Annotated in this window: 25 protein-coding genes; 12 read left to right on the top strand and 13 right to left on the bottom strand. The window is 71.3% G+C overall.

Going from position 1 to position 22,211, the window contains the following annotated elements; translation table 11 throughout:
- Positions 1 to 130: 130 nt before the first annotated feature.
- Entirely contained in the window at positions 131 to 1,081 is a 951-nt protein-coding gene (locus NO900_RS06175) for an aminopeptidase (RefSeq protein WP_256408336.1), read from the top strand.
- 496 nt (positions 1,082 to 1,577) lie between these two features.
- Here the strand turns inward: NO900_RS06175 and NO900_RS06170 are convergent, their stop codons facing one another.
- On the bottom strand, positions 1,578 to 2,507 hold the full coding sequence (locus NO900_RS06170; protein ID WP_256408335.1) for an HVO_0234 family beta-propeller protein: 930 nt from the start codon (positions 2,505 to 2,507) through the stop codon (positions 1,578 to 1,580).
- Positions 2,508 to 2,619: 112 nt separating this feature from the next.
- Here NO900_RS06170 and NO900_RS06165 point away from each other — a divergent pair, with 112 nt between their 5' ends.
- Positions 2,620 to 3,603 (top strand): nucleoside recognition protein, encoded by a 984-nt coding sequence (locus NO900_RS06165; protein WP_256408334.1) that lies wholly within the window; start codon positions 2,620 to 2,622, stop codon positions 3,601 to 3,603.
- 467 nt (positions 3,604 to 4,070) lie between these two features.
- Here the strand turns inward: NO900_RS06165 and katG are convergent, their stop codons facing one another.
- Both katG and NO900_RS06155 read right to left on the bottom strand, forming a co-directional pair.
- Positions 4,071 to 6,224, bottom strand: coding sequence for a catalase/peroxidase HPI (gene katG / locus NO900_RS06160; protein ID WP_256408333.1), 2,154 nt, complete (start codon positions 6,222 to 6,224; stop codon positions 4,071 to 4,073).
- Between the two features lie 183 nt (positions 6,225 to 6,407).
- Complete coding sequence (locus NO900_RS06155) at positions 6,408 to 6,794, bottom strand: cupin domain-containing protein (protein WP_256408332.1); 387 nt, start codon at positions 6,792 to 6,794, stop codon at positions 6,408 to 6,410.
- Positions 6,795 to 6,979: 185 nt separating this feature from the next.
- Here NO900_RS06155 and NO900_RS06150 point away from each other — a divergent pair, with 185 nt between their 5' ends.
- A complete protein-coding gene (locus NO900_RS06150) occupies positions 6,980 to 7,213 on the top strand; it encodes a DUF2249 domain-containing protein (RefSeq protein ID WP_256408331.1) in 234 nt (77 codons plus the stop codon).
- 25 nt (positions 7,214 to 7,238) lie between these two features.
- Here NO900_RS06150 and NO900_RS06145 read toward each other — a convergent pair whose 3' ends face one another.
- On the bottom strand, positions 7,239 to 7,583 hold the full coding sequence (locus NO900_RS06145; RefSeq protein ID WP_256408330.1) for a glutamyl-tRNA reductase: 345 nt from the start codon (positions 7,581 to 7,583) through the stop codon (positions 7,239 to 7,241).
- 104 nt (positions 7,584 to 7,687) lie between these two features.
- Between NO900_RS06145 and NO900_RS06140 the strand changes: the two genes are divergently transcribed.
- The 3 genes from NO900_RS06140 to NO900_RS06130 all read left to right on the top strand — a co-directional run bounded on the left by NO900_RS06140 (position 7,688) and on the right by NO900_RS06130 (position 10,976).
- Positions 7,688 to 9,007, top strand: a complete 1,320-nt coding sequence (locus tag NO900_RS06140; RefSeq protein WP_256408329.1) for a phosphoribosylamine--glycine ligase — start codon at positions 7,688 to 7,690, stop codon at positions 9,005 to 9,007.
- A 78-nt stretch (positions 9,008 to 9,085) separates the two neighbouring features.
- The gene (locus NO900_RS06135; protein WP_256408328.1) at positions 9,086 to 9,655 is read left to right on the top strand and encodes a helix-turn-helix domain-containing protein; all 570 of its coding nucleotides are present in this window, start codon (positions 9,086 to 9,088) and stop codon (positions 9,653 to 9,655) included.
- A 79-nt stretch (positions 9,656 to 9,734) separates the two neighbouring features.
- Positions 9,735 to 10,976: an HD domain-containing protein gene (locus NO900_RS06130; RefSeq protein ID WP_256408327.1), complete on the top strand. Its 1,242-nt coding sequence runs from the start codon at positions 9,735 to 9,737 to the stop codon at positions 10,974 to 10,976.
- Between the two features lie 41 nt (positions 10,977 to 11,017).
- Here the strand turns inward: NO900_RS06130 and NO900_RS06125 are convergent, their stop codons facing one another.
- Positions 11,018 to 11,422 (bottom strand): universal stress protein, encoded by a 405-nt coding sequence (locus NO900_RS06125; RefSeq protein WP_256408326.1) that lies wholly within the window; start codon positions 11,420 to 11,422, stop codon positions 11,018 to 11,020.
- A 103-nt stretch (positions 11,423 to 11,525) separates the two neighbouring features.
- Here NO900_RS06125 and NO900_RS06120 point away from each other — a divergent pair, with 103 nt between their 5' ends.
- From NO900_RS06120 to NO900_RS06105, 4 genes are all read left to right on the top strand, one after another.
- Complete coding sequence (locus NO900_RS06120) at positions 11,526 to 12,794, top strand: HD domain-containing protein (RefSeq protein WP_256408325.1); 1,269 nt, start codon at positions 11,526 to 11,528, stop codon at positions 12,792 to 12,794.
- Positions 12,795 to 12,861: 67 nt separating this feature from the next.
- The gene (locus tag NO900_RS06115) at positions 12,862 to 13,971 is read left to right on the top strand and encodes an amidohydrolase family protein (protein WP_256408324.1); all 1,110 of its coding nucleotides are present in this window, start codon (positions 12,862 to 12,864) and stop codon (positions 13,969 to 13,971) included.
- A gap of 27 nt (positions 13,972 to 13,998) precedes the next feature.
- Complete coding sequence (locus tag NO900_RS06110) at positions 13,999 to 14,451, top strand: hypothetical protein (protein ID WP_256408323.1); 453 nt, start codon at positions 13,999 to 14,001, stop codon at positions 14,449 to 14,451.
- An 89-nt stretch (positions 14,452 to 14,540) separates the two neighbouring features.
- The gene (locus NO900_RS06105; protein WP_256408322.1) at positions 14,541 to 15,227 is read left to right on the top strand and encodes a thymidine kinase; all 687 of its coding nucleotides are present in this window, start codon (positions 14,541 to 14,543) and stop codon (positions 15,225 to 15,227) included.
- Positions 15,228 to 15,249: 22 nt separating this feature from the next.
- Here the strand turns inward: NO900_RS06105 and NO900_RS06100 are convergent, their stop codons facing one another.
- The 3 genes from NO900_RS06100 to NO900_RS06090 all read right to left on the bottom strand — a co-directional run bounded on the left by NO900_RS06100 (position 15,250) and on the right by NO900_RS06090 (position 16,696).
- Positions 15,250 to 15,501 (bottom strand): DUF6199 family natural product biosynthesis protein, encoded by a 252-nt coding sequence (locus tag NO900_RS06100; protein WP_256408321.1) that lies wholly within the window; start codon positions 15,499 to 15,501, stop codon positions 15,250 to 15,252.
- A gap of 81 nt (positions 15,502 to 15,582) precedes the next feature.
- The gene (locus tag NO900_RS06095) at positions 15,583 to 16,083 is read right to left on the bottom strand and encodes a transcriptional regulator FilR1 domain-containing protein (RefSeq protein ID WP_256408320.1); all 501 of its coding nucleotides are present in this window, start codon (positions 16,081 to 16,083) and stop codon (positions 15,583 to 15,585) included.
- Positions 16,076 to 16,696: a class I SAM-dependent methyltransferase gene (locus NO900_RS06090; protein WP_256408319.1), complete on the bottom strand. Its 621-nt coding sequence runs from the start codon at positions 16,694 to 16,696 to the stop codon at positions 16,076 to 16,078. The genes NO900_RS06095 and NO900_RS06090 overlap by 8 nt, the downstream gene beginning before the upstream one ends.
- Before the next feature lie 59 nt (positions 16,697 to 16,755).
- Here NO900_RS06090 and NO900_RS06085 point away from each other — a divergent pair, with 59 nt between their 5' ends.
- Together NO900_RS06085 and NO900_RS06080 are read left to right on the top strand one after the other, a co-directional pair.
- Positions 16,756 to 17,280, top strand: coding sequence for a CinA family protein (locus NO900_RS06085; protein ID WP_256408318.1), 525 nt, complete (start codon positions 16,756 to 16,758; stop codon positions 17,278 to 17,280).
- A gap of 82 nt (positions 17,281 to 17,362) precedes the next feature.
- Positions 17,363 to 17,782, top strand: coding sequence for a universal stress protein (locus tag NO900_RS06080; RefSeq protein ID WP_256408317.1), 420 nt, complete (start codon positions 17,363 to 17,365; stop codon positions 17,780 to 17,782).
- A 37-nt stretch (positions 17,783 to 17,819) separates the two neighbouring features.
- On the opposite strand, the gene NO900_RS06075 is transcribed toward NO900_RS06080, so the two are convergent.
- The 5 genes from NO900_RS06075 to NO900_RS06055 form a co-directional block, all read right to left on the bottom strand.
- Positions 17,820 to 18,026: a hypothetical protein gene (locus NO900_RS06075; protein ID WP_256408316.1), complete on the bottom strand. Its 207-nt coding sequence runs from the start codon at positions 18,024 to 18,026 to the stop codon at positions 17,820 to 17,822.
- Positions 18,027 to 18,069: 43 nt separating this feature from the next.
- Positions 18,070 to 18,873, bottom strand: coding sequence for an ABC transporter permease (locus NO900_RS06070; RefSeq protein ID WP_256408315.1), 804 nt, complete (start codon positions 18,871 to 18,873; stop codon positions 18,070 to 18,072).
- Positions 18,866 to 19,645, bottom strand: a complete 780-nt coding sequence (locus NO900_RS06065; RefSeq protein WP_425492662.1) for an ABC transporter permease — start codon at positions 19,643 to 19,645, stop codon at positions 18,866 to 18,868. Before NO900_RS06065 ends, NO900_RS06070 begins: the two co-directional genes overlap by 8 nt.
- A 107-nt stretch (positions 19,646 to 19,752) precedes the next feature.
- Positions 19,753 to 20,868, bottom strand: coding sequence for an ABC transporter ATP-binding protein (locus NO900_RS06060; RefSeq protein WP_256408313.1), 1,116 nt, complete (start codon positions 20,866 to 20,868; stop codon positions 19,753 to 19,755).
- Between the two features lies 1 nt (position 20,869).
- Positions 20,870 to 21,964, bottom strand: coding sequence for an ABC transporter substrate-binding protein (locus NO900_RS06055; RefSeq protein ID WP_256408312.1), 1,095 nt, complete (start codon positions 21,962 to 21,964; stop codon positions 20,870 to 20,872).
- Positions 21,965 to 22,211 lie beyond the last annotated feature (247 nt).

Genomic DNA, 22,211 nt, shown 5'->3' with positions numbered 1-22,211 from the left:
AGAGAAATTAACTACGGCGTGAGTAACGCGTCGGTAAATTCGGGTGACGCAAAGCCGTAACTGAGTTTCGAAAGAGAGTAAATGAAGGCGGATCCGAAGGTCTAACGCCCGCGAGCACCGATCGTCGCGTATGTCACCGACCCTCTCCGAGGCGGCGGCGACCGCCGTGAACCAGTGTCTGAACGTCGGGCCGGACGAATCGGTCGTCGTGATCACCGACGACGAGCGCGAACCCGTCGGGGAGGCGCTGTACGAGGCCGCGGTCGCCGTCACCGACGACGCGACGCTCCTCAGGTACCCCCCCGCCGAACAGCACGGCACCGAGCCGCCCGCGCCCGTGGCGGCCGCGATGGCCGAGAGCGACGCCTTCCTCGCGCCGACGACGAAGAGCCTCAGCCACACCCGCGCTCGGGGGGCCGCCTGCGACGCCGGCGCCCGCGGCGCGACGCTCCCGGGGATCACCGAGGACGTGTTCGCCGCGGGGCTCGACGCCGACTACGCCGCCATCGAGGCCGCGTGCGACGACGTGCTCGCGCAGGTCGCGGGCGCCGACGAGGTCCGGGTCACCTCGCCCGCGGGCACCGATATCGCGTTCGGGATCGGGGACCGCGAGTGGCTCTCGGACACCGGCATGGTGCGCGACCCCGGCGACTTCTCGAACCTCCCGGCCGGCGAGGTGTTCGTCGCGCCGGAGACCGCGACCGGGACCTTCGTCGTCGACGGGACGATGATGCCCCACGGCCTGCTCGACGAGGACCAGGAGCTGACGTTCGAAGTCGAGGACGGACTAGTCACGGCCATCGGCGACGACGCGGTCCGCGCCGACGTCGAGGCGGCCGCGGAGTCGGTCGGCGACGCCGCCTACAACCTCGCCGAGCTCGGGATCGGGACCAACGTCGGCGTCGACGAGCTGGTCGGCTCCGTCCTCCTCGACGAGAAGGCGGGCGGCACCGTGCACATCGCGATCGGCGACGACGCGGGCATCGGCGGGGAGACGGACGCCCCGATCCACCTCGACGGGATCCTCCGGAACCCGACCGTCTACGCCGACGGCGAGGAGGTCGAGTTGCCGACCGCGTAGGAGTGACGGGATCAGAGACGGTCGGATATTTATAAACGAACGTTGCGGTCGGCGCGTGCCTCCGAGCGCCCGAAGGGTGCGAGGAGCACGCGCGAGGGAGTCGCGACCGAAGGGAGCGACGAGGCTGGGGAGGCGTGAGGCGCGGTTGCGGTGCGGTCGGGGCAGGACTCAAAGGGGCAGCCGCGAGGACGGCGTAGGCGACGAAAGCACCGCAAGGAGCGAGCAACGCGAGCGACTGCGGAGCGCAGCGAGCGTACGCCGTCCTCGCGGCTGGGGCTTTGGAGGTGGTCACCGCCGATCCGGGCTCAACAACGTATGGCCGAGCGGCTGGGGCTTTAGAGGTAGTCACCGCCGATCCGGGCTCAACAACGTATGGCCGAGCGGCTGGGGCTTTGGAGGTAGTCACCGCCGACCCATCACCAGCCAGTTATAAACGAGCGGTTGAACCGACAGCAGTATCCTTCGCGAGACCGACCTCGTACAGTTGATCGACGCTCTATTCGACGACCGCGAGCGCGACGCCCGCCACGTCTCGCACGCCGACCACCTGATGCCGCCAGCCGTCGCCCGCGTCGACGCAGAGCGTTCCGGCCGCGGTGACGACCACGGAGATCCCGGGCCCGTAGCCGAGCGCGACCGCGTCCTCGTCGACCGGGAGCTCGGTCGCGCGCCACGCGTCGTCGTCCCACGCGTCCGTCCCGTCTTCGTCCTCCTCCCCCGCGTGGACCAGAAGCTCGCCCTCGACGACCGCCATCGCGTGGCCGTCGCCGTCGGCCGCGACCTCCTCGGCGGACCCCTCCAGCGCCGTCATCCAGCCGTTGCCGAGCCAGTAGAGCCCCGACCCGGTGGCCGCGAGGGGCATCCCCGCGCCGGCGACGTCGCGGGCGTCGTCGAGGCCGACGGCGGCGAGGTCCGGGTCTCCGCCTCCGCCCCGGCTCCCGCGGACCCGGTGGACGCCGTCCCCGGCGGCGACGAGGGGGCCGTCGATCGCGCGCGGGTCCGACGCGGTCCCGATCGAGGTCGCGGCCGGATCGGAGGCCGCGGCCAGATCGGAGGCCGCGCCGCCCACCGCGACGCGGTCGATCCCGCCCTCCTCCCCGGCGACGAGGAACGCGTCGTCGAGGACGCCGACCGCGACCGCGGAACCGGGGACGACCGGCTCGAACGCCGGGTCGTCGCCGACGGGCGCGACGCGCAGCCCGTCCGCGGTCGCGATCCCGACGAGGTCCGGGTCGCCGTCGCGGGGGAGGACCGCGACGTCGCGGGCCGGCTCGCGGGCGACCATGTCGAACGCGCCCACCTTGTCGGCCGACAGCGCCACCCGGACGACGCCGTTCCCGGTGGCGACGTACGCGTCGGTACGGCCCGCCGTCCCGGCGTACACGCGCTTCTCCTCGATCGAGATGTCGTCCTCCGCGGGTGCCATCGACCCGGGGGTTCGGGCGCGGCTCCCATAAGCCTCGCGGGCGGCGAATCGAGATCGACTGGCGTCCGCCCGTTTCGACGCGCATTAGGTCGGCGGCCGCGTACCGCCGGTCGTGCAACCGGTCGCCGCCGAGGTCGTCGCCCTGCTCGCCGAGGTCGCCCCGCGGCTCGCCCGTATCGCGGCGTTCATCGCCGTCGGCGTCTTCGCCGCCAACGTCGCGGTCGCGTTCGGGCTGATCCGGTACGTCGCCGGGCTGGCGGGGTGGCTCACCCGACCCGCGAACCTCCCCGACGAGGTCGGGACCGCGATCCTCACGACCGCGGCGTCGACGACCGCGGGCTACGCCACGCTCGCCGAGTACCGCGAGTCCGGGCTGCTCGACGACCGGGCGACGCTCGTCGCCGTGACGATCAACACGTTCTTCGGCTTCGTCCAGCACGTGTTCACGTTCTATATTCCGGTGTTGATCCCGATTCTAGGCGTCGAGACGGGGACCGTCTACGTCTCGGCGCGGGCCGGGATCGCCCTCGCGATCACGGTCACGGGCGTGCTCGCCGGGGGCGTCCTGCTCTCCGGGCGCAACGTGGACCGGTCGGCGCTCTCGGAGGTCGACGCGAGCGGGCCCGAGGCCGACGACCGCACGAGCCGCGAGCGCGTTCGCGAGGCCGCCGAGAAGTCGTGGTCGACCCTCCGCCGGATCGTTCCCCGGCTCGCGGTCGTCTACACGCTCGTGATCGCGTTCGTCACCTACTACGACGTCGAGGCGCTGACGAGCGTCGCCGAGCCGGTGACCGGGCTCCTCGGGCTCCCCGGCGCCGCGGTCCCCGTGATCGCCGTCTACACCCTCGACACGACGGCCGGGGCCGTGACGCTCGCCGGGACCGAGGCGGGCGTGTTCACCACCCGGACCGCCGTCGCGACCCTGCTCATCGGCGGGATCCTCTCCTTCGCCGTCTCCACCTTCCGGCGCTCGATCCCCTTCCAGTACGGGATCTGGGGCGCCGAGTTCGGCACGAAGGTGATCGCCGTCAACACCGCCCTGAAGCTCGTCTTCATCTCGGCGACGGTCGCGCTGCTGCTCGCGCCGGTGTGGTGAGGCGAGTCGTCGAGCGAGACCGGTGTCACCACGACTGCCGACCGCGGCTCCGGAAGCAATTTATGAAATGAAATTCGGTCGGTGCGCGCCGCCGAGCGCCCACCGGGCGCGAGGAGCGCGTGCGAGGGAGTCAGTCGCCCGGAGCAACGCGGAGGGTGACTGACGAGGCTGGGGAGGCGTGAGGTGCGGTCGCTGTGCGGTGTGGGGTGGGACTCAAAGGGGCAGTCGCGAGGCCGCAGTAGGCGACGGAAGCACCGCAGCGAGCAGCGCGAGCGAGGAGCGCAACGAGCGTACTGCGGCCTCGCGGCTGGGGCTTTGGAGGTCCTCTCCGCAGAGTAGTCGATTGCGTCAGGCCCAGCGGCTGGGCCTTTGGCGGTGTTCACCGTCAGTCCACAGGTAACGAGCTCAGATAGGTGATCGACGGCGAGAATGAAAACGATATCCGCGGGGATCGGGACGCCCTCGCTTTATTCCAGGTCGAAGCGGTCGAGCCGCATCACCTTCGTCCACGCGTCGACGAAGTCGTCCACGAGCTTCGCCTCGGCGTCCTCGCTCCCGTACACCTCCGCGATCGCGCGGAGCCGGGAGTTCGAGCCGAAGATCAGGTCGAGGCGGGTGGCCTCCCACTCGACCGCGCCGGTCTCGCGGTCGATCCCCTCGTACACGTCGGCCTCCTCCGCGCCCGTCTCGACGGGCCGCCACTCGGTACTCATGTCGAGCAGGTTCACGAAGAAGTCGTTCGTCAGCGCGCCGGGGCTGTCGGTGAGGACGCCGCGGTCCGTGTCCTCGTAGGTAGCGCCGAGCGCGCGCATGCCGCCGACGAGCGTCGTCATCTCGGCGGCGCTCAGGTCGAGGAGGTCGGCCTTGTCGACGAGCAGCTCCTCGGGCGGGTGGTCGACGCCGTCGCCGAGGTAGTTCCGGAACCCGTCCACGCGCGGCTTGAGCGCCTCGAACGAGTCGGCGTCGGTCTGCGCCCGCGTGGCGTCGGTCCGCCCCGGCTCGAACGGGACCGTCACGTCGTGGCCGGCGTCCGCGGCCGCCGCCTCGACGGCGGCGTTGCCGCCGAGGACGATCAGGTCGGCGAGCGAGACGCGCACGTCGTCGTCGCGCGAGGCGTTGAACGCCTCCCGAATCGCTTCGAGCGTCTCCAGCGCCGCGTCCAATTGCTCCGGCTCGTTGACCTCCCAGTTACGCTGGGGGTCGAGCCGGACGCGCGCGCCGTTCGCCCCGCCGCGCTTGTCGCTGTCGCGGTAGGTGGACGCGGAGGCCCACGCGGTCTTGACGAGCCGCCGGCGCGTCAGGTCGCTGTCGAGGATCTCGGCTTTGAGCTCCTCGACCTCCGCGTCGCCGATCAGGTCGTGGTCGACCTCGGGGATCGGGTCCTGCCAGATCATCTCCTCGTCCGGGACCTCCGGGCCGAGGAACCGCGACGGCGGGCCCATGTCGCGGTGGGTCAGCTTGTACCAGGCCTTCGCGAAGTTCATGCCGAACGCCATCGGGTTCTCCTGGAACTCCTCGACGATCTCGCGGTAGGCGGGGTCGCGCTTCAGCGCGACGTCCGTCGTGAGCATCATCGGCGTGACGCTCTCGTCGGAGTCGTGCGCGTCCGGGGCGCTGCCGTGGAGCGACTCGTCGGTGGGCGTCCACTGCCACGCGCCGCCGGGCCCCTTCTCGGGCTCCCACTCGTACTCCAGGAGGTTGTCGATGTACCCCATGTCCCACTCGGTCGGGGAGCCGGTCCAGGGGCCCTCGATCCCGCTCGTGATCGTGTCGCCCCCCTTGCCGGTGCCGTGCGCGTTCTCCCAGCCGAGCCCCTGCGCCTCGATCGGTGCCGCCTCGGGCTCCGGACCGAGGTTCTCGTCGGGGTCGTCGGCGCCGTGGACCTTCCCGAACGTGTGGCCGCCGGCGATGAGCGCGGCCGTCTCCTCGTCGTTCATCGCCATGCGGTCGAACGTCTGGCGGATGTTCTTCGCCGACGCCATCGGGTCGGGCCGGCCGTCCGGTCCCTCCGGATTCACGTAGATGAGCCCCATCACGGACGCGCCGAGCCCCGGCTCGATCTCGCCGGGCTCCTCGAAGCGCTCCTGCGTGTCCATCTCGGACTCGGGGCCCCAGTAGACGGAGTCGTCCGGCTCGAAGGCGTCCTCGCGGCCGCCGGCGAAGCCGAACGTCTTGAACCCCATCGACTCGATGGCGACGTTCCCGGCGAGGACCATCAGGTCGGCCCAGGAGAGCTTGCGGCCGTACTTCTGCTTGATCGGGAGCAGCAGCCGGCGCGCCTTGTCGAGGTTCGCGTTGTCCGGCCAGCTGTTGAGGGGGGCGAGGCGCTGTCGGCCGCCGTCGGCGCCGCCGCGGCCGTCCGCCGTCCGGTACGTCCCGGCGCTGTGCCACGCCATCCGGATGAACAGCGGCCCGTAGTGGCCGTAGTCCGCCGGCCACCACTCCTGTGACGTCGTCATGAGCTCTTCGAGGTCCGCCTTCACCTCGTCGAGGTTGAGCGACCGGAACGCCTCGGCGTAGTCGAAGTCGTCGTCGTAGGGTCCGACGTCGCGGGCGTTCTGGTCGAGGATGTCCAGGTTCAACTGGTTGGGCCACCACTCCTGATTGGTCTTCTGAGACATTAGGTTCGTCCGAGTCTTCCGCCACCTCAGATAAAAAGGTGTTCAAGTTACAGAGATATTCCCGGCAAAGATAACCCGTATTTCTTCATTATGAAGATATGTTTCGGTACAGCAAAATCCGTGCGACTTTGTTACACGTGGTCGGCGTATACGGGCGTGTCGACGTCGATCACCCCGCGACGGTCACTCCGGCCCGTTCCGCGGGTCGAACTCGTCGCGCCGGATCCCCTCCCGGACCGGTTCGTGCTCGGTCTCGGTCGGTGGCGGCGCGGTGACGAGCACGGCCTCGAGGCGCGCGTCGTCGTCGGCCTTCACGCCGCGTTCGGTCCCGGCCTCGACGGCGACCACGTCGCCCGGACCGACGGCGTGATCGGTCTCGCCCTCTCGAACCGTGCCCGTGCCGGACTGGACCGTGACGACCACGTCGCTGTCGGGGGCGTGGACGGGGATGAACTGCCCCGGCTCGAAGTACCCGCAGACGGCCTTCGCCCGGTCGCTCCGGAACACGCCGCTCGTCGAGAACCGCTCCTCGTCGTACGTCCGCTCCGCGTCGAGGCTCGTCGCCGGCACGTCACTCACCCCGGCGGAGCGAGTCGCCTCGCCCGGTCGAATCGGGGTACCCGTTCGCGCTCCGCTCGAACGACGGCGTCGGTCGGTCTCGCATGTTCGGACCCTCGGGCCCGTGCGGTGAGTGGCTGTGCCCGAACATATTCGTCTCAAGGCGGATGCGAGCGCGTCGCGAAGGCTCGGACGCCATGCCGAGACTCGACGTCCGCGACATCCCGCCGGTGAACAGACACGACCGGATCCACGAGGCGTTCGACGGGATGGACCCCGGCGAGACGCTCACCATCGTCAACGACCACGAGCCGAAGCCGCTGTACTACGAGATGGCCGCGGAGGTACCCGCGTTCGACGAGGAGGGGTACGAGGTCCGGCGAGCGGCGCCGGACGAGTTCGTCGCCGAGTTCCCGAAGACGGACGCGTAGGCGGCGACGACTCGGTCCCCGGCGATTACTCGGTCTCCGGCGACCGCTCGCCCGCCGCGATCGCCGTCTCTCCGTCGGCGTCGAACAGCCGCGCGAGGGCGCGGGCGGTCGCGCCGCCGCCGCTCGCCCGCTCCAGCGCCGCGTCGGGACGCGACGTGAGCCGACGGCGGAGGACGGCGCCGAGCCGACGGACCGTCTCCCGCTGCTCGTCGGTCAGGTCGCCGCGCGACTCCAGCTTCGAGACCGCCTCCGCGACCTCGCGGCGCTCGATCCGCTCGGCCCGGCGCCGGAGCCGCCGTCGGACGCGGTCCGGATCGACCCGCGCGTCGGTCCGCGAATCCGATCGGGCGTCTGAACGTTCGAGTGCCACGTCGATCCCTCAGCCCCCACGCGGGTGAGGGTTCCCACGAACGTGTTCGGCCCCGCCGCCCGCGACGGGCACACACTCAAGTCCTCGCCGCGAGAGGTCTGGGTATGGACCCCGCCCGCTTCCTGTTCGTCTCGGCCGACGCCGCGCTGATCACCGACCTCGCCTGGCAAGTTCACCGCGAAGGCCACGACGTGAAATACTACATCGAAGCCGAAGGCGATCGGGAGATTGGCAACGGTTTCGTCCCGAAGACGGACGACTGGCGCGCAGAAGTCGACTGGGCAGATGTCATCATTTTCGACGATATCTGGGTTGGTTCCGACATCGGCACGGGTGAACTCGCAGAGGAACTCCGTGAGAAGGGGAAAGCTGTCGTCGGCGGGACGCCCAACACCGATCATCTCGAAGAGGATCGAGGATACGCGATGGAGATCCTCGAAGAACACGGTGTGAACACCGTCGAACACCATATCTTCGACAGTTTCGACGCGGGGATACAACACGTTCAGGAGAATCCCGCCCCGTATGTGATCAAGCCGCTCGGCGAAGTCCAGAACGTCAAGCGCCTACTGTACGTTGGGAACGAGGACGACGGCAGCGACGTGGTCGACGTGCTGAAGGCGTACAAGAAGGCGTGGGGTCACCGGATGAAGGGCTTCCAGCTGCAACGCAAAGTAGAGGGCGTCGAAATCGCTATCTGCGGGTTCTTCAACGGGAACGAGTTTATTGACCAGGTCAATTTTAATTTTGAGCATAAGAAATTGTTCCCGGGGAACATCGGTCCCTCGACCGGAGAGATGGGGACGTCGATGTTTTGGGCGGGCCAGAACGAACTCTTCGAAGAAACCTTCGGGAAAATCGAGGACTGGCTCGCCGACGAGGGGTACGTCGGGAGCATCGACATCAACTGCATCGTCAACGAGCGCGGGATCTACCCGCTGGAGTTCACGCCGCGGTTCGGCTACCCGACGATCGCGTTACAGGAGGAGTCGATCGAGTCGTCCACCGGGGAGTTCTTCTACGACCTCGCGCACGGCGACGAGCCCGAGGTCGAGGTGCACAACGGCTACCAGATCGCGGTCCGCGTCGTGCTCCCGCCGTTCCCGTTCGACGACGAGAAGACGTACGACGAGAACTCCCGGAACGCGGCCGTGGTGTTCGAGACGGAAGACAGGGAGGGAATCCACATCGAGGACGCGAAGCGGATCGACGGGCAGTGGCGCGTCGCCGGCGACAACGGGATGCCCATCGTCGTCACCGGGAAGGGCGAGACGATGGGAGCCGCGCGCGAACAGGCGTACGGCCGCATCGACGACGTCGTGATGCCGAACATGTACTACCGCGACGACATCGGGGAGCGCTGGGTCGACGGCGACGGCGACCGGCTGCAGGCGTGGGGGTACCTGGGACCGGCGGGCGAGTGAGTGCGTCGCCGTCGCGTCGCCCCGCCGAGCGGCCGTCCCTCCACGACTTTTTAACCGTCCGGGTCCACCGTTCGCGGTATGGCGAAGTACTCGACGGGCGGTGGCGGCGGCGGCGACGACGGCGACGCCTGCGAGCTCTGCGGGCGGGAGACGACGAAGCTCCAGCGGGCCACGGTCGCCGGCGCGAAGCTGCTGGTGTGTCCGGACTGCCGCCCGCACGACGACGCGGGCAACGCGCCCGAGAATCGGGGGGGCTCGGGATCGGGCGGCGGCCGCGGCGGGAGTTCCGGCGGCAGTCCGGGCGGCGCCAGCGCCGAGTCGAGCGGCTCGGAGAGCCGGAAGAAGGAGCTCGCTCGGAAGCAGGCGAAGATGTACGACTCCGTGAGCGGCGACTCCAAGCACTGGGAAGAGGGAGGCACGAGCTACGAGTCCGACCGGCTCCCGTACCTCGTCTCCGGCTACGGCGACGACGTCGCGGCGGCCCGGCAGGAGGCCGGCCTCACCGTCGAGGAGCTGGCCGCGGAGCTCGACGTCGACGAGGACGACGTGTTCGCGGTGGAGGACGGCCGGGCCGCGACCGCCGGCGTCGGCGGGTCGGTCGTCCGCGCCCTCGAAGAGCGGCTCGGCGTGGAGATCGTCGACGAGTGACCCGCGTGCGACCGCGCTCGCGGCGCCGCGTCGACGCCGACCCGAGGCGACCGATCCGGTCCCGGGCGACCGCGGGGCGATGAAGGCGATCAAGGACAGCGTCCACGGTCACGTTCGGCTCGGCGACCTCGCGGCCGAGCTGATCGACACCCCCGCCTTCCAGCGGCTGCGCCACATCAAGCAGCTGTCCACCGTCCGGTTGGTGTACCCCTCCGCGAACCACACCCGCTTCGAGCACAGCCTCGGCGTCTATCACCTCGCCGGCCGCGCCGTCGAGGGGTTCGACCTCGACGCCGACACCGCCGCCCACGTCCGCGCGGCGGCGCTCCTCCACGACGTCGGCCACGGCCCCTACGGCCACCAGACGGAGGGGATCATCCGGCGCGCGACGGGCCGGGACCACGACGACGTCGCGTGGCTCCTGACCGACGCCGACCGGGAGGCGTGTCAGGTCCTCGAACGCAACGGGCTCGACCCCGAACGCGTCGCCTCGCTGATCGCGGGCGAGGGCGGGCTCGGGGCGCTGATCTCGGGCGAGCTCGACGTCGACCGCATGGACTACCTCGTGCGCGACGCCCATCACACCGGGGTCCCGTACGGCACGGTCGACACCGGGCGGCTCGTCAACGAGCTCAGGCTCGCGGGCGACGGGGGATCGGCCGGGGACGAAGGATCGGCCGGGGACGGGGGATCGATCGATCCGGAGCGTGCGCGCCTCGTGCTCGCCGAGGGGAACGTCCCCACCGCCGAGAGCCTGCTGGTCGCGCGCTCGCTGATGAACGCGGTCGTCTACCGCCACCACGTCTCGCGCGTCGCCGGCGCGATGCTGGAGCGCGCCTGCGAGCGCTACCTCAACCGGACCGACGCCGACGCGGAGGCGTTCCGGCGGATGGCCGACCACGACCTGCTCGTCGCGCTCCGCGAGACCGTCCCCGAGCTCGGCCGGCGCATCGAGCGCCGCGACCTCTACAAGCGGGCGGTGTGGGTCGGGCTGGCCGACGTGCCGGCGGGGACGGTCGACGCCGGTCACGGCGAGGAGCTCGCCGCCGAGCGCGAGATCGCCGACAGGGTCGGGCTGGACCGCGAGGCGGTCGTCGTCGACGTCCCGTCGCGGCCCGGGCTGAAGGAGTCGGGGTCCACCGTTGTCGTCGACGGCGTCCCGCAGCGCCTGGAGGACGCCTCGGAGCTCGTCGGGGGACTGCGGAGCGCCGAGCGCCGCCGCTGGACGCTCGGCGTCTACTGTCCGGCCGAGCACGTCGACGCGGTCGGGGAGGCCGCGCGCGACGTGCTCGGGCTCCGCGACGCCAGCGCGCGGACGTAGGTCGAGCGCGGCGACGTGTTGGACGCGGGGAACGACGCCGGTCAGTCGTCCCGCGGCGCCGGCACCGCGAGCACCGGGCGGTCGCTCCCGAGGACGACGTCCTGCGTCACGCTCCCGAAGACGGCCTTCCCGGTCGGGCTGCGCTTGCGACCGGAGACGCAGATCGCGTTCGCGTCCACGTCGGCGGCGGCCGCGAGCAGCTCGTCGGCCGGGTCGCCGCTCGCCTCGCGGTGGACGCAGGTGATCCCGGCGGCTTCGAGCGTCTCCCGGGCGCGCCGCACGGCCGACAGCTGGTTGACCGAGGCCCCCTCCGGATTCTCCTGGAACACGTGACACAGGTGCGCCGTCAGCTCGTCGGCCGCGTGCGGGAGGTCGGCCACGGCCTCCGCCTGCGCGACCGCGCGTCGGTCCGCCTCGTTGTCGATCCCGATGAGCACCTCGTACATGTCTAGACGTTCGCGGACGACCCTTATAAACGGTGGCCGACGTTCCCGCTCGCCGCCACCGGTCCTCCCACTCCTTTTATCCGACGCCGCCGAACCGGGTCGCATGATCACGGTCAAGGACACCGTCCACGACCATATCGAGATCGACGGTGTCGCCGCCGCGCTGATCGACACCCCCGCGGTCCAGCGCCTCCGCCACGTCAAACAGCTCGGGACGGTCCAGCTCGTCTACCCCTCCGCGAACCACACCCGCTTCGAGCACAGCCTCGGCGTCTACCACCTCGCCAGCCGCGCGCTCGACGGCCTCGGGATCGGCGGGAAACGCGCCGAGCGGATCGAGGCGGCGGCGATGCTCCACGACGTCGGCCACGGGCCGTTCAGCCACAACCTGGAGTCGCTCACCCACCGCCGCACCGGGAAGTACCACGACGACGTCGGCGAGCTCCTCGCGACCGGCGGGGTCGGCGAGGCCCTCCGCGACCACGACCTCGACCCGGACCGGATCGCCGGGATCGTCGCCGGCGAGGGGCGGTACGCCGGGCTCGTCTCGGGCGAGCTCGACGTCGACCGCATGGACTACCTCGTGCGCGACGCCTACCACACCGGCGTCCCGTACGGCACCATCGACACCGAGCGGTTCGTCCGCGATCTCACGTTCGTCGAGCGGGGAAGCGACGCGGCGAGCACCGCGACGGGAGCCGGCGGGAACGGCCCGGAGCTCGTCCTCGACGAGGGGAACGTCCAGACCGCGGAGAGCCTCCTGCTCGCCCGCGCGCTGATGAACCCGGTCGTCTACACCCACCACGTCGCGCGCATCTCGAAGGCGATGCTGCGGCGGGCGGCGAGCGAACTGCTCGACGCGACGGCGACGACGGCCGCCGAGCTCCGGCGCATGGACGACCACGACTTCCTCGCCGCGATCCGCGACTGCCGAGCGACCGCGGAGATCTCCCGACGCTACGACGAGCGCGACCTCTACAAGCTGGCGGTGTGGGCCGAGTACGACGACGTGCCGGAACGCGTCCACGAGGCGGACCACGAGACCGAGACCGCCTTCGAGCGCGAGATCGCCGAGGAGGCCGGCGTCGCGCGCGAACACGTGGTCCTCGACGTGCCGCCGGAGCCGTCGATGCGCGAGTCGACCGCCCGCGTGACGGTCAGCGGCGAGGTGCGTCGGCTGGAGCGGCAGTCGCCGCTCGTCTCCGCGCTGCGGACCGCCCAGCGCAACCAGTGGCGCCTCGGCGTCTACGCCCCCGAGCCGGCCACCGACCGCGTCGGGCGCGCGGCGGCGGACGTGCTCGGGCTCGACCCGGACGGCCTCGTGACCGAGGTGCGCGGGGCGGTGCCGACGACGCTCGACGAGTTCGAGTGAGGCGTGAACGACCCCTTGACCGATCCGTTCCCGTGACGTTTTAACCCCGGGCTGGCGACCGTGGGGTATGCATCTGGAGGGGACGATACTCGTCGGCGAGGCGTTCGAGCCCGTCGAGGGACGGGTCGTGGTCGCCGACGGCGAGGTCGTCCGGGTGGAGGAGGCGTCCGTCGAGAGCGACGACGTGATCCTCCCCGCGTTCGTCAACGCCCACACCCACATCGGCGACTCCATCGCGAAGGAGGCCGGCGAGGGGCTCTCGCTCGACGAGCTCGTCGCCCCGCCGGACGGGCTCAAACACCGGCTCCTGCGCTCGGCGAGCCGCGAGGAGAAGGTGGCGGCCATGGCGCGGACGCTCCGGTACATGGAGTCGACCGGCACCGGGAGCTTCCTGGAGTTCCGCGAGGGCGGCGTCGACGGCGTGGCCGCGCTGCGCGACGCGGTCGCGGGCGAGGGGGTCGACTTCGGCGAGCGCGCGATCGAACCCGTCGTCCTCGGTCGCGACGACCCCGACGTGCTCTCGGTCGCGGACGGCTACGGCGCCTCGGGCGCCCGCGACGGCGACTTCGACGCCGTGCGCTCGGAGACCCGCGAGGCCGGGAAGCTGTTCGGCATCCACGCCGGCGAGCGCGACGCCGACGACGTCAACCCCGCGATGGACCTCGACCCGGACTTCCTCGTCCACATGGTCCACGCCGAGGCGATCCACCTCGAACGCCTCGACGACCGGGGGACGCCGGTCGTCGTCTGCCCGCGCTCGAACCTCGTGACGAAGGTCGGGGTGCCCCCGATCCGCGAGCTCGCCGAGCGGACGACCGTCGCGCTCGGCACCGACAACGTCATGCTCGACTCCCCCTCGATGTTCCGCGAGATGGAGTTCGCCGCGAAGCTCGCGGACCTCCCCGCCCGCGACGTGCTCCGGATGGCGACCGTCAACGGCGCCGCGATCGCGGGGCTGAACAAGGGCGTCGTCGAACCCGGCGCCGACGCCGACCTGCTCGTCCTCGACGGCGGCTCCGACAACCTCGCCGGCGCGCACGACCTCGTCCGGGCGATCGTCCGGCGGGCGGGCGCCGCCGACGTCTCGCGCGTCGTGATCGGCGGCGACGAGATCGATAGCGACGAGATCGACGGCGACGAGACCGGCGGCGACGGGAGCGACGCGGCGGGAGACTGAAGCCGGTCGCGGCCGTACCGACCGTCAATGGCCACGTTCTCGCTGCTCGCCGGCCTCGCGCTCGGACCGGTCGTCGGACTGCTCGCGACGCTCGCGATGGACCGCGTGATGCCCCGGCTCCCGGAGGGGACGACCGCCCCGAAGGTCGCCGCGGGCGTGCTCACCGACACGCCGGTCGACGACGCCCCCGAGCGGCTGGCGACGTGGGTCCACTACGTCGCCGGCGGCGGCTCCGGGCTCCTCTTCGTCGGGCTCGTCGCCGCGGCGCAGACCGGCCTCGGCGGCGGCGCCGTCGCCCTCGCGGTCGCTTCGGCGGTGATGCTCGCGCTGATGGTCGGCTTCTTCGCGCTCGTCCCGCTCCCGCGGGCGCGGGGGCTCCCCCGGCAGCGCCTCGCGACGATCCGCCGCGACTGGGCGCTCTCGGCCGCGACGTACGTCGTCGCCGCCGCGGTCCTCGTCGGGGTCGCGGGCGGCGTCTGATCCGGTTCGCCTCCCCGCGACCGCCGACCGATCGGCGACGCCGCGACGGGAGAGAAACGGTTTAGTCGCTGGCACCGGCCCGATCGCTCATGCACGCCATCACTCGATCCGGCTGGATCGAGGTCATCTCGGGGTCGATGTTCTCGGGCAAGACCGAGGAGCTGCTGCGCCGGCTCCGCCGGTCCGAGATCGCCGGGCAGTCCGTCGCGGTGTACAAGCCCGCGGTCGACGACCGCTACGGCGAGGAGACGATCGGGAGCCACACCGGGCGCCAGTGGGACGCGACCGTCGTCGACAACGAGGGCGACGGCCCCCGCGACATCCTCGACGACGAGCCGTACCCGGAGGTCGTCGCGGTCGACGAGGCGAACTTCTTCTCGAACGCGCTCGTCGGGGTCTGCAACGCGCTCGCCGACGCGGGGACCCGCGTGATCGTCTCCGGCACCGACCAGACCTTCCGCGGCGAGCCGTTCGAGCCGCTCCCGCAGCTGATGGCGACCGCCGAGTACGTCGACAAGCTCCAGGCGATCTGCTCCGTCTGCGGCGAGCCGGCCTCGCGGAACCAGCGGCTCATCGAGGGCGAGCCCGCCCACGAGGCGGACCCGACGATCCTCGTCGGGGCCGAGGAGTCGTACGAGGCCCGGTGTCGCGACTGCCACGTCCTGCGGACCGGCGAGCGACCCGACGGCGGCCGGTCGTATCTGGCCGACGACGATGCGGCGTCGGAAAAGCCGACCGACGACGCCGAGGAACCGGTGGACGCGAGCGACGACTGAGTCCGGGAGCGAGGGCGCCGGGCTACTCCTCCGGTCGCTCGTCGGTCGTCGGCGACCCCTCGGCGTCGTCCGTCGCGACGCGGAAGAGCCCGACGAGCGAGACGAGCGCGAGGACGACGCCCTCCGCCCGCGCGGCGGCGTACGTCCACTCGCGGGGCTCCGCGTCGCCCGCGTCGCGGTAGGCGACGCGGGTCCACGCCCGCACGACCGGGCGGGGGGCGAGCGTCTGGACGAGTCCGACGAGGCCGACGACCAACAGCAGCGCGGCGTTCATGTCGGTCGCTTCGCCGGGCGTGTTTAAAAACGACCCGCCGAGGCGGTCGGCGTCCGGCGGGATTCGTCGAGTCGACGCCGCTCACACCGGCTCGGCGGCCGCGAGGAACCGGCGACAGGTCGCCGCCGCCCACTCCCGGACGGGCGGGGCGTCCGACCACAGCACCGCGGCGAGCCCTCCCTCGTCGAACAGTCCGGCGACGGCGCGGTCGCCGACGAGGAGGACGCCGACCGGCGAGTCCCCCCGGTGGCGGTACGCCTCGACGCCGCGCCCGGAGAGCGCCGATCGGACGGCGGCGCCCCCTGGACCGCCGAGGCGGTCGGCCGCGCTCCCGGTGAACACCAGCCGGATCTCCCCGTCGACCGCGTCCCCGACGCGCCGCGCGAGCGACGAGTCCACCCGCGGGACGACGCCCACGACGGACTCGTCGCCATCGCCGACGACGTCGGCGAGTCGCGCCCCGGGACCGGGGTCGTCGCCGCGCTCGGCGACGTCAAGCGACGAGTCCGGTCCCGAGAGGTCGCCGTCGACGGCGGAGGCCACGAGCGCGCGGAGCGACTCCCCGGGCCCGGGGTCACTCATCGCCGCCCTCGGTCGGCCGTCGCGGGTACGACTGCCGGCCCCCGGTCGACCGACGCGCGAGCAGGCGGGCGGTCGCGCGGCGCCGGTCGTCGGGACGCTCCTCGGTCGTCTCGTCGTAGTACAGCACCGTCAGCCCGAGGCCCGCCCGCAGGAGCTCGTTGGCCGCGAACCGGTACCGGTCGTCGCTCGGCCCGGACGGGGTCGGGGAGTCGGACCGGAGGTGCCCCTCGACGAACAGGTAGCCCCCGGGTGCGAGCGCCTCGGCGATGTCGGCGAAGCGGTCCAGCGTGTGAAAGAAGCTCATCGTGATCAGCTCGTACGCCTCGGTCGGGAAGCCGTACGTCGAGACGTCGCCGCGGATCGGTTCGATCCGGTCGCCGACCCCGCGCTCCGCGGCGCGCTCGCGGACGATCCGCAGTCCCTCGCGCGACGCGTCGAGGGCGTCGACCGCGTAGCCGGCCGCCGCCAGGAACACCGCGTTTCGGCCGGTCCCCGCGGCGACGTCGAGCGCGCGGCCGTCGGGGATCGAGGGCTCGTACGAGCGCAGCACGGGCGACGGCTCCGGCGCTCGGGGGTAGTCGCCGGACGCGAACCGCTCGTCCCAGTCCGTCATGGGGGCGCTTGCGCGCGGTCGAGCGTAAACCCCACGGGCGTGCGGGTCGGACTCAGAGTATGGACGAAACGGAGTCGACCGCGGCGGTCCTCGGCGAACTGCTGACCGACAGGGACGAGACGCTCGCGGTCGCGGAGTCGCTCACCGGCGGCCTAGTCGGGTCGCGCGTGACCGAGGTCCCGGGCGCGAGCGCCTACTTCGACCGGGGGTTCGTCACCTACGCGTACGACGCGAAGCGGGAGGTGCTCGGCGTCTCCCGCGAATCGCTCGACGCCGAGGGGGCCGTGAGCGCTGCGGTCGCCGAGGAGATGGCGGCCGGCGCGCGGGACCGCGCGGACGCGACGTGGGCGGTCGCGACCACCGGCATCGCCGGTCCGGGCGGCGGCACCGCGGAGAAGCCGGTCGGCCTCGTCTACGTCGCCGTCGCGCACGCCGCGCCGTGGGGCACCGAGGCGTCGTTCGTCCGGAGCGAGCGCGTCGTCCTCGACGGCGACCGCGACGCGGTGAGGCGCGGCGCGGTCAACGCCGCGCTCGACGCGCTGGTGGCGGCGGTCCGCGAGGTCGACGCCGAGGAGGCCGACTGAGGGGCGGTCGCGACCCGAGCCGGCGCCGGCGGAGGCCGCGGGGCGCGCGAGCGTTTATCCCGGCGCACCGCGTACGGTTCCCATGGTCGAACGCGTGCTGGTGCCGATGGACGACTCCGAGCTCTCCGAGCGGGCGCTGCGCTACGCGCTCGACGTGCACCGGGACGCCGACGTGACCGTGTTACACGTCGTCGGCGAGCCCTCCCGGATGATGGGGGCGGCGACGGGGATCGCCCTCGCGGACGACAGCGAGGAGCGCGTCAGGGAGCTCTCCGAGGACGTGTTCGAGCGGGCGGAGGCGATCGCCGCGGAGCGGGGGGTCGCGATCGAGACGATGACCGAGGTGGGGTCGCCGGCGCGCCGGATCGTCGAGCGCGCCGACGAGTTCGACGTGGTCGTGATCGGGACCCACGGCGGGTCGCTGGCCGACCGGCTCCTCGTCGGCAACGTGGCGAAGTCTGTCTTCCAGCACTCGCCGGTCCCCGTGACGGTCGTGCGCTGAGCCACCGGTCAGTCCGGACGTGCTCCGAGCCGCGCGGTCAGTCGTCGATGTACGCGTGGCCGACGACCGCGACGACCAGCGCCGCGACGACGACCCACGCGAACGGCTCGACGGCGAGGAGTCGTATCGGCCGGAGGACCGACACTCCGGGACCGAACAGGATGCCCGCGGCGAATGTCATCGCGAGGACGAGGGCCGCGACGACCCCGGCGACGCCGAGCAGCGCGGTGTCGGTCCGATCCATATCGCGAATCGGTTCGGAGCCTATATAAACGGATCCCGGCGAGTCAGGTGTCGGTCGCCAGTCGGTCCAGTCCGGCGAGCCCGCCGGCGAGGAGGACGAGCAGCACGACCGCGGCCAACAGGATCGTGGACACCACGCTCACGAGCGGGTCGAGGCTCTGTCTGAGGGAGTTCCACGCCTGCACCGGGACGGTCCGAGTCTCGGGACCGGAGAGGAAGAGCGCCATGACGAACTCCTGGAGGCTGACGATGAACGCGACCAGCGCCCCGACGGCCAGCCCCGCACGGACTTCGGGGGCGACGACGGTCCGGAACGCCGTGAGACGCGACGCGCCGAGGTCGAGGGCCGCCTCGTGGAGCGCCCAGTCGAAGCGGGCGAACGCCGACTGCATCACCGAGAATGTGAGCGGCGTCGCCCACAGCGAGTGCGCCAACACGAGCGCGAGGTAGCTCTGCTGCAGCCCGAACGCACTGAAGAAGGTCAGGAGCGTTACGGCGATGACGACTCCCGGCACGAGTAACGGCAGTAGCGCGAGGCCTACGAGCCCCCTGCGGAGCCGTCCGTCGTACCCGCGGAGCCCGAGCGCGGCCGTCGTTCCGACGGCCATCGAGAGGGCGCTCGTGCCGGTCGCGACGACGAGGCTGTTGGCGAGCGACCGCAGCCACGTCGGCGACGCGAGCAACTCGCCGAACCACCGCAGCGACGGGTCCGTCGGCGGGAAGACGACCGCGCTCGACGCGTCGAACGCGGTGGCGACCACGATGACGAGCGGCGACACGAGCAGGCCGAACAGGGCGGCGACGACCCCGCGGGCGAGCCAGCCGCGGACCGCGCGGACGCTACTCAAGGATCTCACCCCCGTCGTCGAGCCGCCACAGTCCGGCGAGCAGCGTCGTCAGCACCACCGCCACGGTGATCACCGAGAGCGCGGCGGCGGCGGGCCAGTCGAACTCGGTCAACAGGAGCTGCGAGACGAGGATCGCCGTCGTCTGCTCGCTCCCAGACCCGACGAGCAGCGGCGCGGGGTACGCGCCGACGGACCACGTGAAGCTGATGATCGCCGCCACGGCGACCCCCGGCCGGACGTGCGGCAACACGACCTCGCGGAAGACGGCCGGCCGGTTCGCGCCGAGGTCCTGTGCGGCCTCGACGAGGCTGTCGTCGAGCGTCGTCAACACGGCGTACACGGTGAGGATCGCGTAGGGAACGACGATGTACAGCTGCGCGATGACCGCGCCGGCGAGATTGTCGACGAGCAAGACGGGGTCGGAGAGAGCCCCGACTCCGGTGAGGAACTCGTTGAGCACTCCCCGGGGCGAGAACACGAGCACGACCGCGAACAGCTTCACCACGACGGTCGTGAACAGCGAACAGATCGCACCGCCCAGGAGGACCGTCCGCCACGGGCCGCTCGCGAGCCAGACGGCGTAGGCGTACGTCACGCCGATCGCGACCGCAAGGGCGGTCACGAGGACGGCGAACCCGAGGGTAAACGCGAATATCTCGTGGACGAGCGGCGTCTCGACGACGTACTCGTACCCCGCGAGCGACCACGAACTCTCGACGAAGGCGCCGCCCGACGTGCGCTCGGCGAAGCTCAGCCGGAGCAGGTAGCCCATCGGGACGAGGAAGACGAGCCCGTCGAGCAGGAGGAGCGGGACGAGGAGCGCCAGGGTCCGCCACCGCGCGGACAGCTCGACGGCCGGCAGCGCCGCCCGCGCGTCGCTCACCGACATCTGGCACCCGTCCCGTCGAAATAGAGCGCGTCGGCGGGCCGGAAGCGCACGACTACCGCGTCGCCCGCGCCGACTGGGGGCGCCCCCGCGACCGACGGCTCGACGAACAGCGTCGTCTCGCCGGCCGACAGCCGGATCCGGAGGTCGGCGCCCCGGTAGACCGTCTCCTCGACGCGCGCCGGCACCGCGACCGCGGACTCGCCGCCGTCGCTGACGGTCGTTTCCGGCGTCTCCTCGGCGGGAGCGACGGACAGCGAGAGCCGCTCCGGACGTAACGAGGCGACGACCGCGTCACCGGGCGCCAGCGATGAGCCCTCGATCCCGGCCTCGAACCCGACGCCCATCGGCGTCTCTAGGCGGGGTCGCGGGCCCGGCTCCGCGACGGTGCACTCGACGAAGTTCGTCGTCCCGAGGAACGACTCGACGAAGCGGTCCGCCGGGTCGTCGTACACCGCTTCCGGGGTGTCGTGTTGGACGAGCCGCCCCGATTCCATGACCCCGAGCCGGTCGCCGAGCGTGAACGCCTCGTCCTGATCGTGGGTCACGTACAGCATCGTGGTCCCGACGCGGTCGTGGATCTCGTTGAGTTCGAGCTGCATCGTCTCGCGGAGCCGCCGATCGAGGTTCGACAGCGGCTCGTCGAGCAGCAGGAGGTCGGGATCGACCGCGAGCGAGCGCGCGAGCGCCACGCGCTGTTTCTGCCCGCCGCTGAGCTGGTCCGGGTACGCGTCTCCGTGTCCCTCCATCTCGACGAGTTCGAGCATTTCCCGGGCCCGCGTCTCACGCTCGGCGGTCCCGACGCCGTTCATCCTCAGGCCGAAGGCGACGTTCTCCGAGGCGGTCTGACGCGGGAACAGCGCCCAGTCCTGAAACACGAGCGAGCAGTCGCGCTCGTTCGGCGGCGCGTCCGTCACGTCGACGCCGTCGATCCGGATCCGCCCGGCCGCGGGCGTCTCGAATCCCGAGATGGCGCGGAGTACCGTCGACTTCCCGGAGCCGGACGGACCGAGGAGACAGCAGAGCTCGCCCTCCCCGACCGCGAGCGAGACGTCGTCGACCGCCGTCAGGTCGCCGTACTCGACGGTGAGTCCGTCCAGTTCCAGCATCTCAGTTGTCCTGGACGAACGCGCGGAAGCGGTCGTTCATGTCGCCGGAGAAGCTGGCGACGCCGGCGAAGTTTTGAAACGCGATCTGGTCGAGCTCGTCGTTCGCGATCTGCAGCGCGTCCGCGGTCGCCGACGGGTGCGTCGTCCCCTCGTGGGAGAACCCGAGGTTGAACTCCGAGGCGTACGCGCTCTGGACCTCCGGGTCGAGCATGAAATCGATAAACTCGGTCGCCATCGCTTCGTCCGACGCGCCGCGGACGATCTGGTAGTAGTCGATGTACCCCGTCGTCGGCTCGGGAACGGTGACGCCGATCGGGTACTCGTCGGTGTTGCTCGCCTTCCGCAGGCCGTAGGCGAAAAAGTAGTGGCCGACATCGGCGAGCCCCTCGCTGAGCGCCGTCCAGAGCTGCTGGGTACCCTGGTAGAACGTCGACACCGGCAGCCCCTCGACGGTGTCGAAGAGGGCGTCCATGTACTCGGGGTCGTACACCTCCTCGGCCATCGGCTCGTCGTCCCTGAGCAGCGCCGCCATCATGAACAGCTTTAGCCAGAAGTCGCTCGGAAGCGCGACGTTCTCGGCGGCGTCCGACTGGAGGTCGCTCCACGACTCGGGCGACCACGTGACGGAGTCCTCGTTGTAGACGTAGGCGTGTGCACCGTAGGCGACGGGGACGCCCGACTCGGACATCCGGAACTGTCGGAGGCCGTCCTTGATCCCGCCGGCGTTCGAGAGGTCGCCGTAGTCGACCGGAATCCACAAGTCGTCCTGCTGGCCGCGGTAGTTCGTTCGCCCGACGCCGACCGTCACGTCGAACGGCGGGTCGTCGTCGGGGGACTGGCGGATCTTCGAGAGGATCCCCTGCCAGTTCCCGCTCAGTTCGAGCGTGTTCCCCGTCCGCTCCTCGTACATCGGCTTGATCACCTCGCGGAACACCGTCTCGTTCGTGCCGCTCCAGACCGAGACGCGAAGCGTGTCCGTCCCGCTGGCCGTTCCACCCATACAGCCGGCGACCCCCGCCGCCGCCGCGCCGCCGGCCGCTGTCAGAAACCGCCGTCGACTGGCACCGACAGGGGCGCCTTCAGGCTGATTTGCCATCACCGTTGTAACGGCACGGACAAATAAAAACGGTCGGTACAGCCGGCGACGGACGCCCGGCCGCGTCCACTCGGTCCTGTCCGCGGGTGACGAACGACTGCCGTTCGTCGGTCGAGACCGACGTGGCGGGCGCCCAGTCCGGCGGTCGCGACGGGCGTGAGTCCGGCATCACTGACTCCTTCCCGCCCCTCGTCGCCGTCGGTGTCCCGGTCCGTCCCCGGTGCCGGCGGGGAGGCGGCGTCGACGG

Source organism: Halorubrum rutilum (assembly GCF_024494565.1).
Note: the sequence above shows the minus strand (reverse complement) of the source record. Positions and strands in the feature narration are given on the sequence as shown.

Bases quoted from the DNA above. Each gene is read 5' to 3' on its own strand.
- NO900_RS06175 (WP_256408336.1), top strand. From the start codon at position 131: ATGTCACCGACCCTCTCCGAGGCGGCGGCGACCGCCGTGAACCAGTGT.
- NO900_RS06170 (WP_256408335.1), bottom strand. From the start codon at position 2,507: ATGGCACCCGCGGAGGACGACATCTCGATCGAGGAGAAGCGCGTGTAC.
- katG (WP_256408333.1), bottom strand. From the start codon at position 6,224: ATGTCTCAGAAGACCAATCAGGAGTGGTGGCCCAACCAGTTGAACCTG.
- NO900_RS06150 (WP_256408331.1), top strand. From the start codon at position 6,980: ATGCCGAGACTCGACGTCCGCGACATCCCGCCGGTGAACAGACACGAC.
- NO900_RS06140 (WP_256408329.1), top strand. From the start codon at position 7,688: ATGGACCCCGCCCGCTTCCTGTTCGTCTCGGCCGACGCCGCGCTGATC.
- NO900_RS06135 (WP_256408328.1), top strand. From the start codon at position 9,086: ATGGCGAAGTACTCGACGGGCGGTGGCGGCGGCGGCGACGACGGCGAC.
- NO900_RS06130 (WP_256408327.1), top strand. From the start codon at position 9,735: ATGAAGGCGATCAAGGACAGCGTCCACGGTCACGTTCGGCTCGGCGAC.
- NO900_RS06125 (WP_256408326.1), bottom strand. From the start codon at position 11,422: ATGTACGAGGTGCTCATCGGGATCGACAACGAGGCGGACCGACGCGCG.
- NO900_RS06120 (WP_256408325.1), top strand. From the start codon at position 11,526: ATGATCACGGTCAAGGACACCGTCCACGACCATATCGAGATCGACGGT.
- NO900_RS06115 (WP_256408324.1), top strand. From the start codon at position 12,862: ATGCATCTGGAGGGGACGATACTCGTCGGCGAGGCGTTCGAGCCCGTC.
- NO900_RS06110 (WP_256408323.1), top strand. From the start codon at position 13,999: ATGGCCACGTTCTCGCTGCTCGCCGGCCTCGCGCTCGGACCGGTCGTC.
- NO900_RS06105 (WP_256408322.1), top strand. From the start codon at position 14,541: ATGCACGCCATCACTCGATCCGGCTGGATCGAGGTCATCTCGGGGTCG.
- NO900_RS06100 (WP_256408321.1), bottom strand. From the start codon at position 15,501: ATGAACGCCGCGCTGCTGTTGGTCGTCGGCCTCGTCGGACTCGTCCAG.
- NO900_RS06095 (WP_256408320.1), bottom strand. From the start codon at position 16,083: ATGAGTGACCCCGGGCCCGGGGAGTCGCTCCGCGCGCTCGTGGCCTCC.
- NO900_RS06090 (WP_256408319.1), bottom strand. From the start codon at position 16,696: ATGACGGACTGGGACGAGCGGTTCGCGTCCGGCGACTACCCCCGAGCG.
- NO900_RS06085 (WP_256408318.1), top strand. From the start codon at position 16,756: ATGGACGAAACGGAGTCGACCGCGGCGGTCCTCGGCGAACTGCTGACC.
- NO900_RS06080 (WP_256408317.1), top strand. From the start codon at position 17,363: ATGGTCGAACGCGTGCTGGTGCCGATGGACGACTCCGAGCTCTCCGAG.
- NO900_RS06075 (WP_256408316.1), bottom strand. From the start codon at position 18,026: ATGGATCGGACCGACACCGCGCTGCTCGGCGTCGCCGGGGTCGTCGCG.
- NO900_RS06065 (WP_425492662.1), bottom strand. From the start codon at position 19,645: ATGGGCTACCTGCTCCGGCTGAGCTTCGCCGAGCGCACGTCGGGCGGC.
- NO900_RS06060 (WP_256408313.1), bottom strand. From the start codon at position 20,868: ATGCTGGAACTGGACGGACTCACCGTCGAGTACGGCGACCTGACGGCG.
- NO900_RS06055 (WP_256408312.1), bottom strand. From the start codon at position 21,964: ATGGCAAATCAGCCTGAAGGCGCCCCTGTCGGTGCCAGTCGACGGCGG.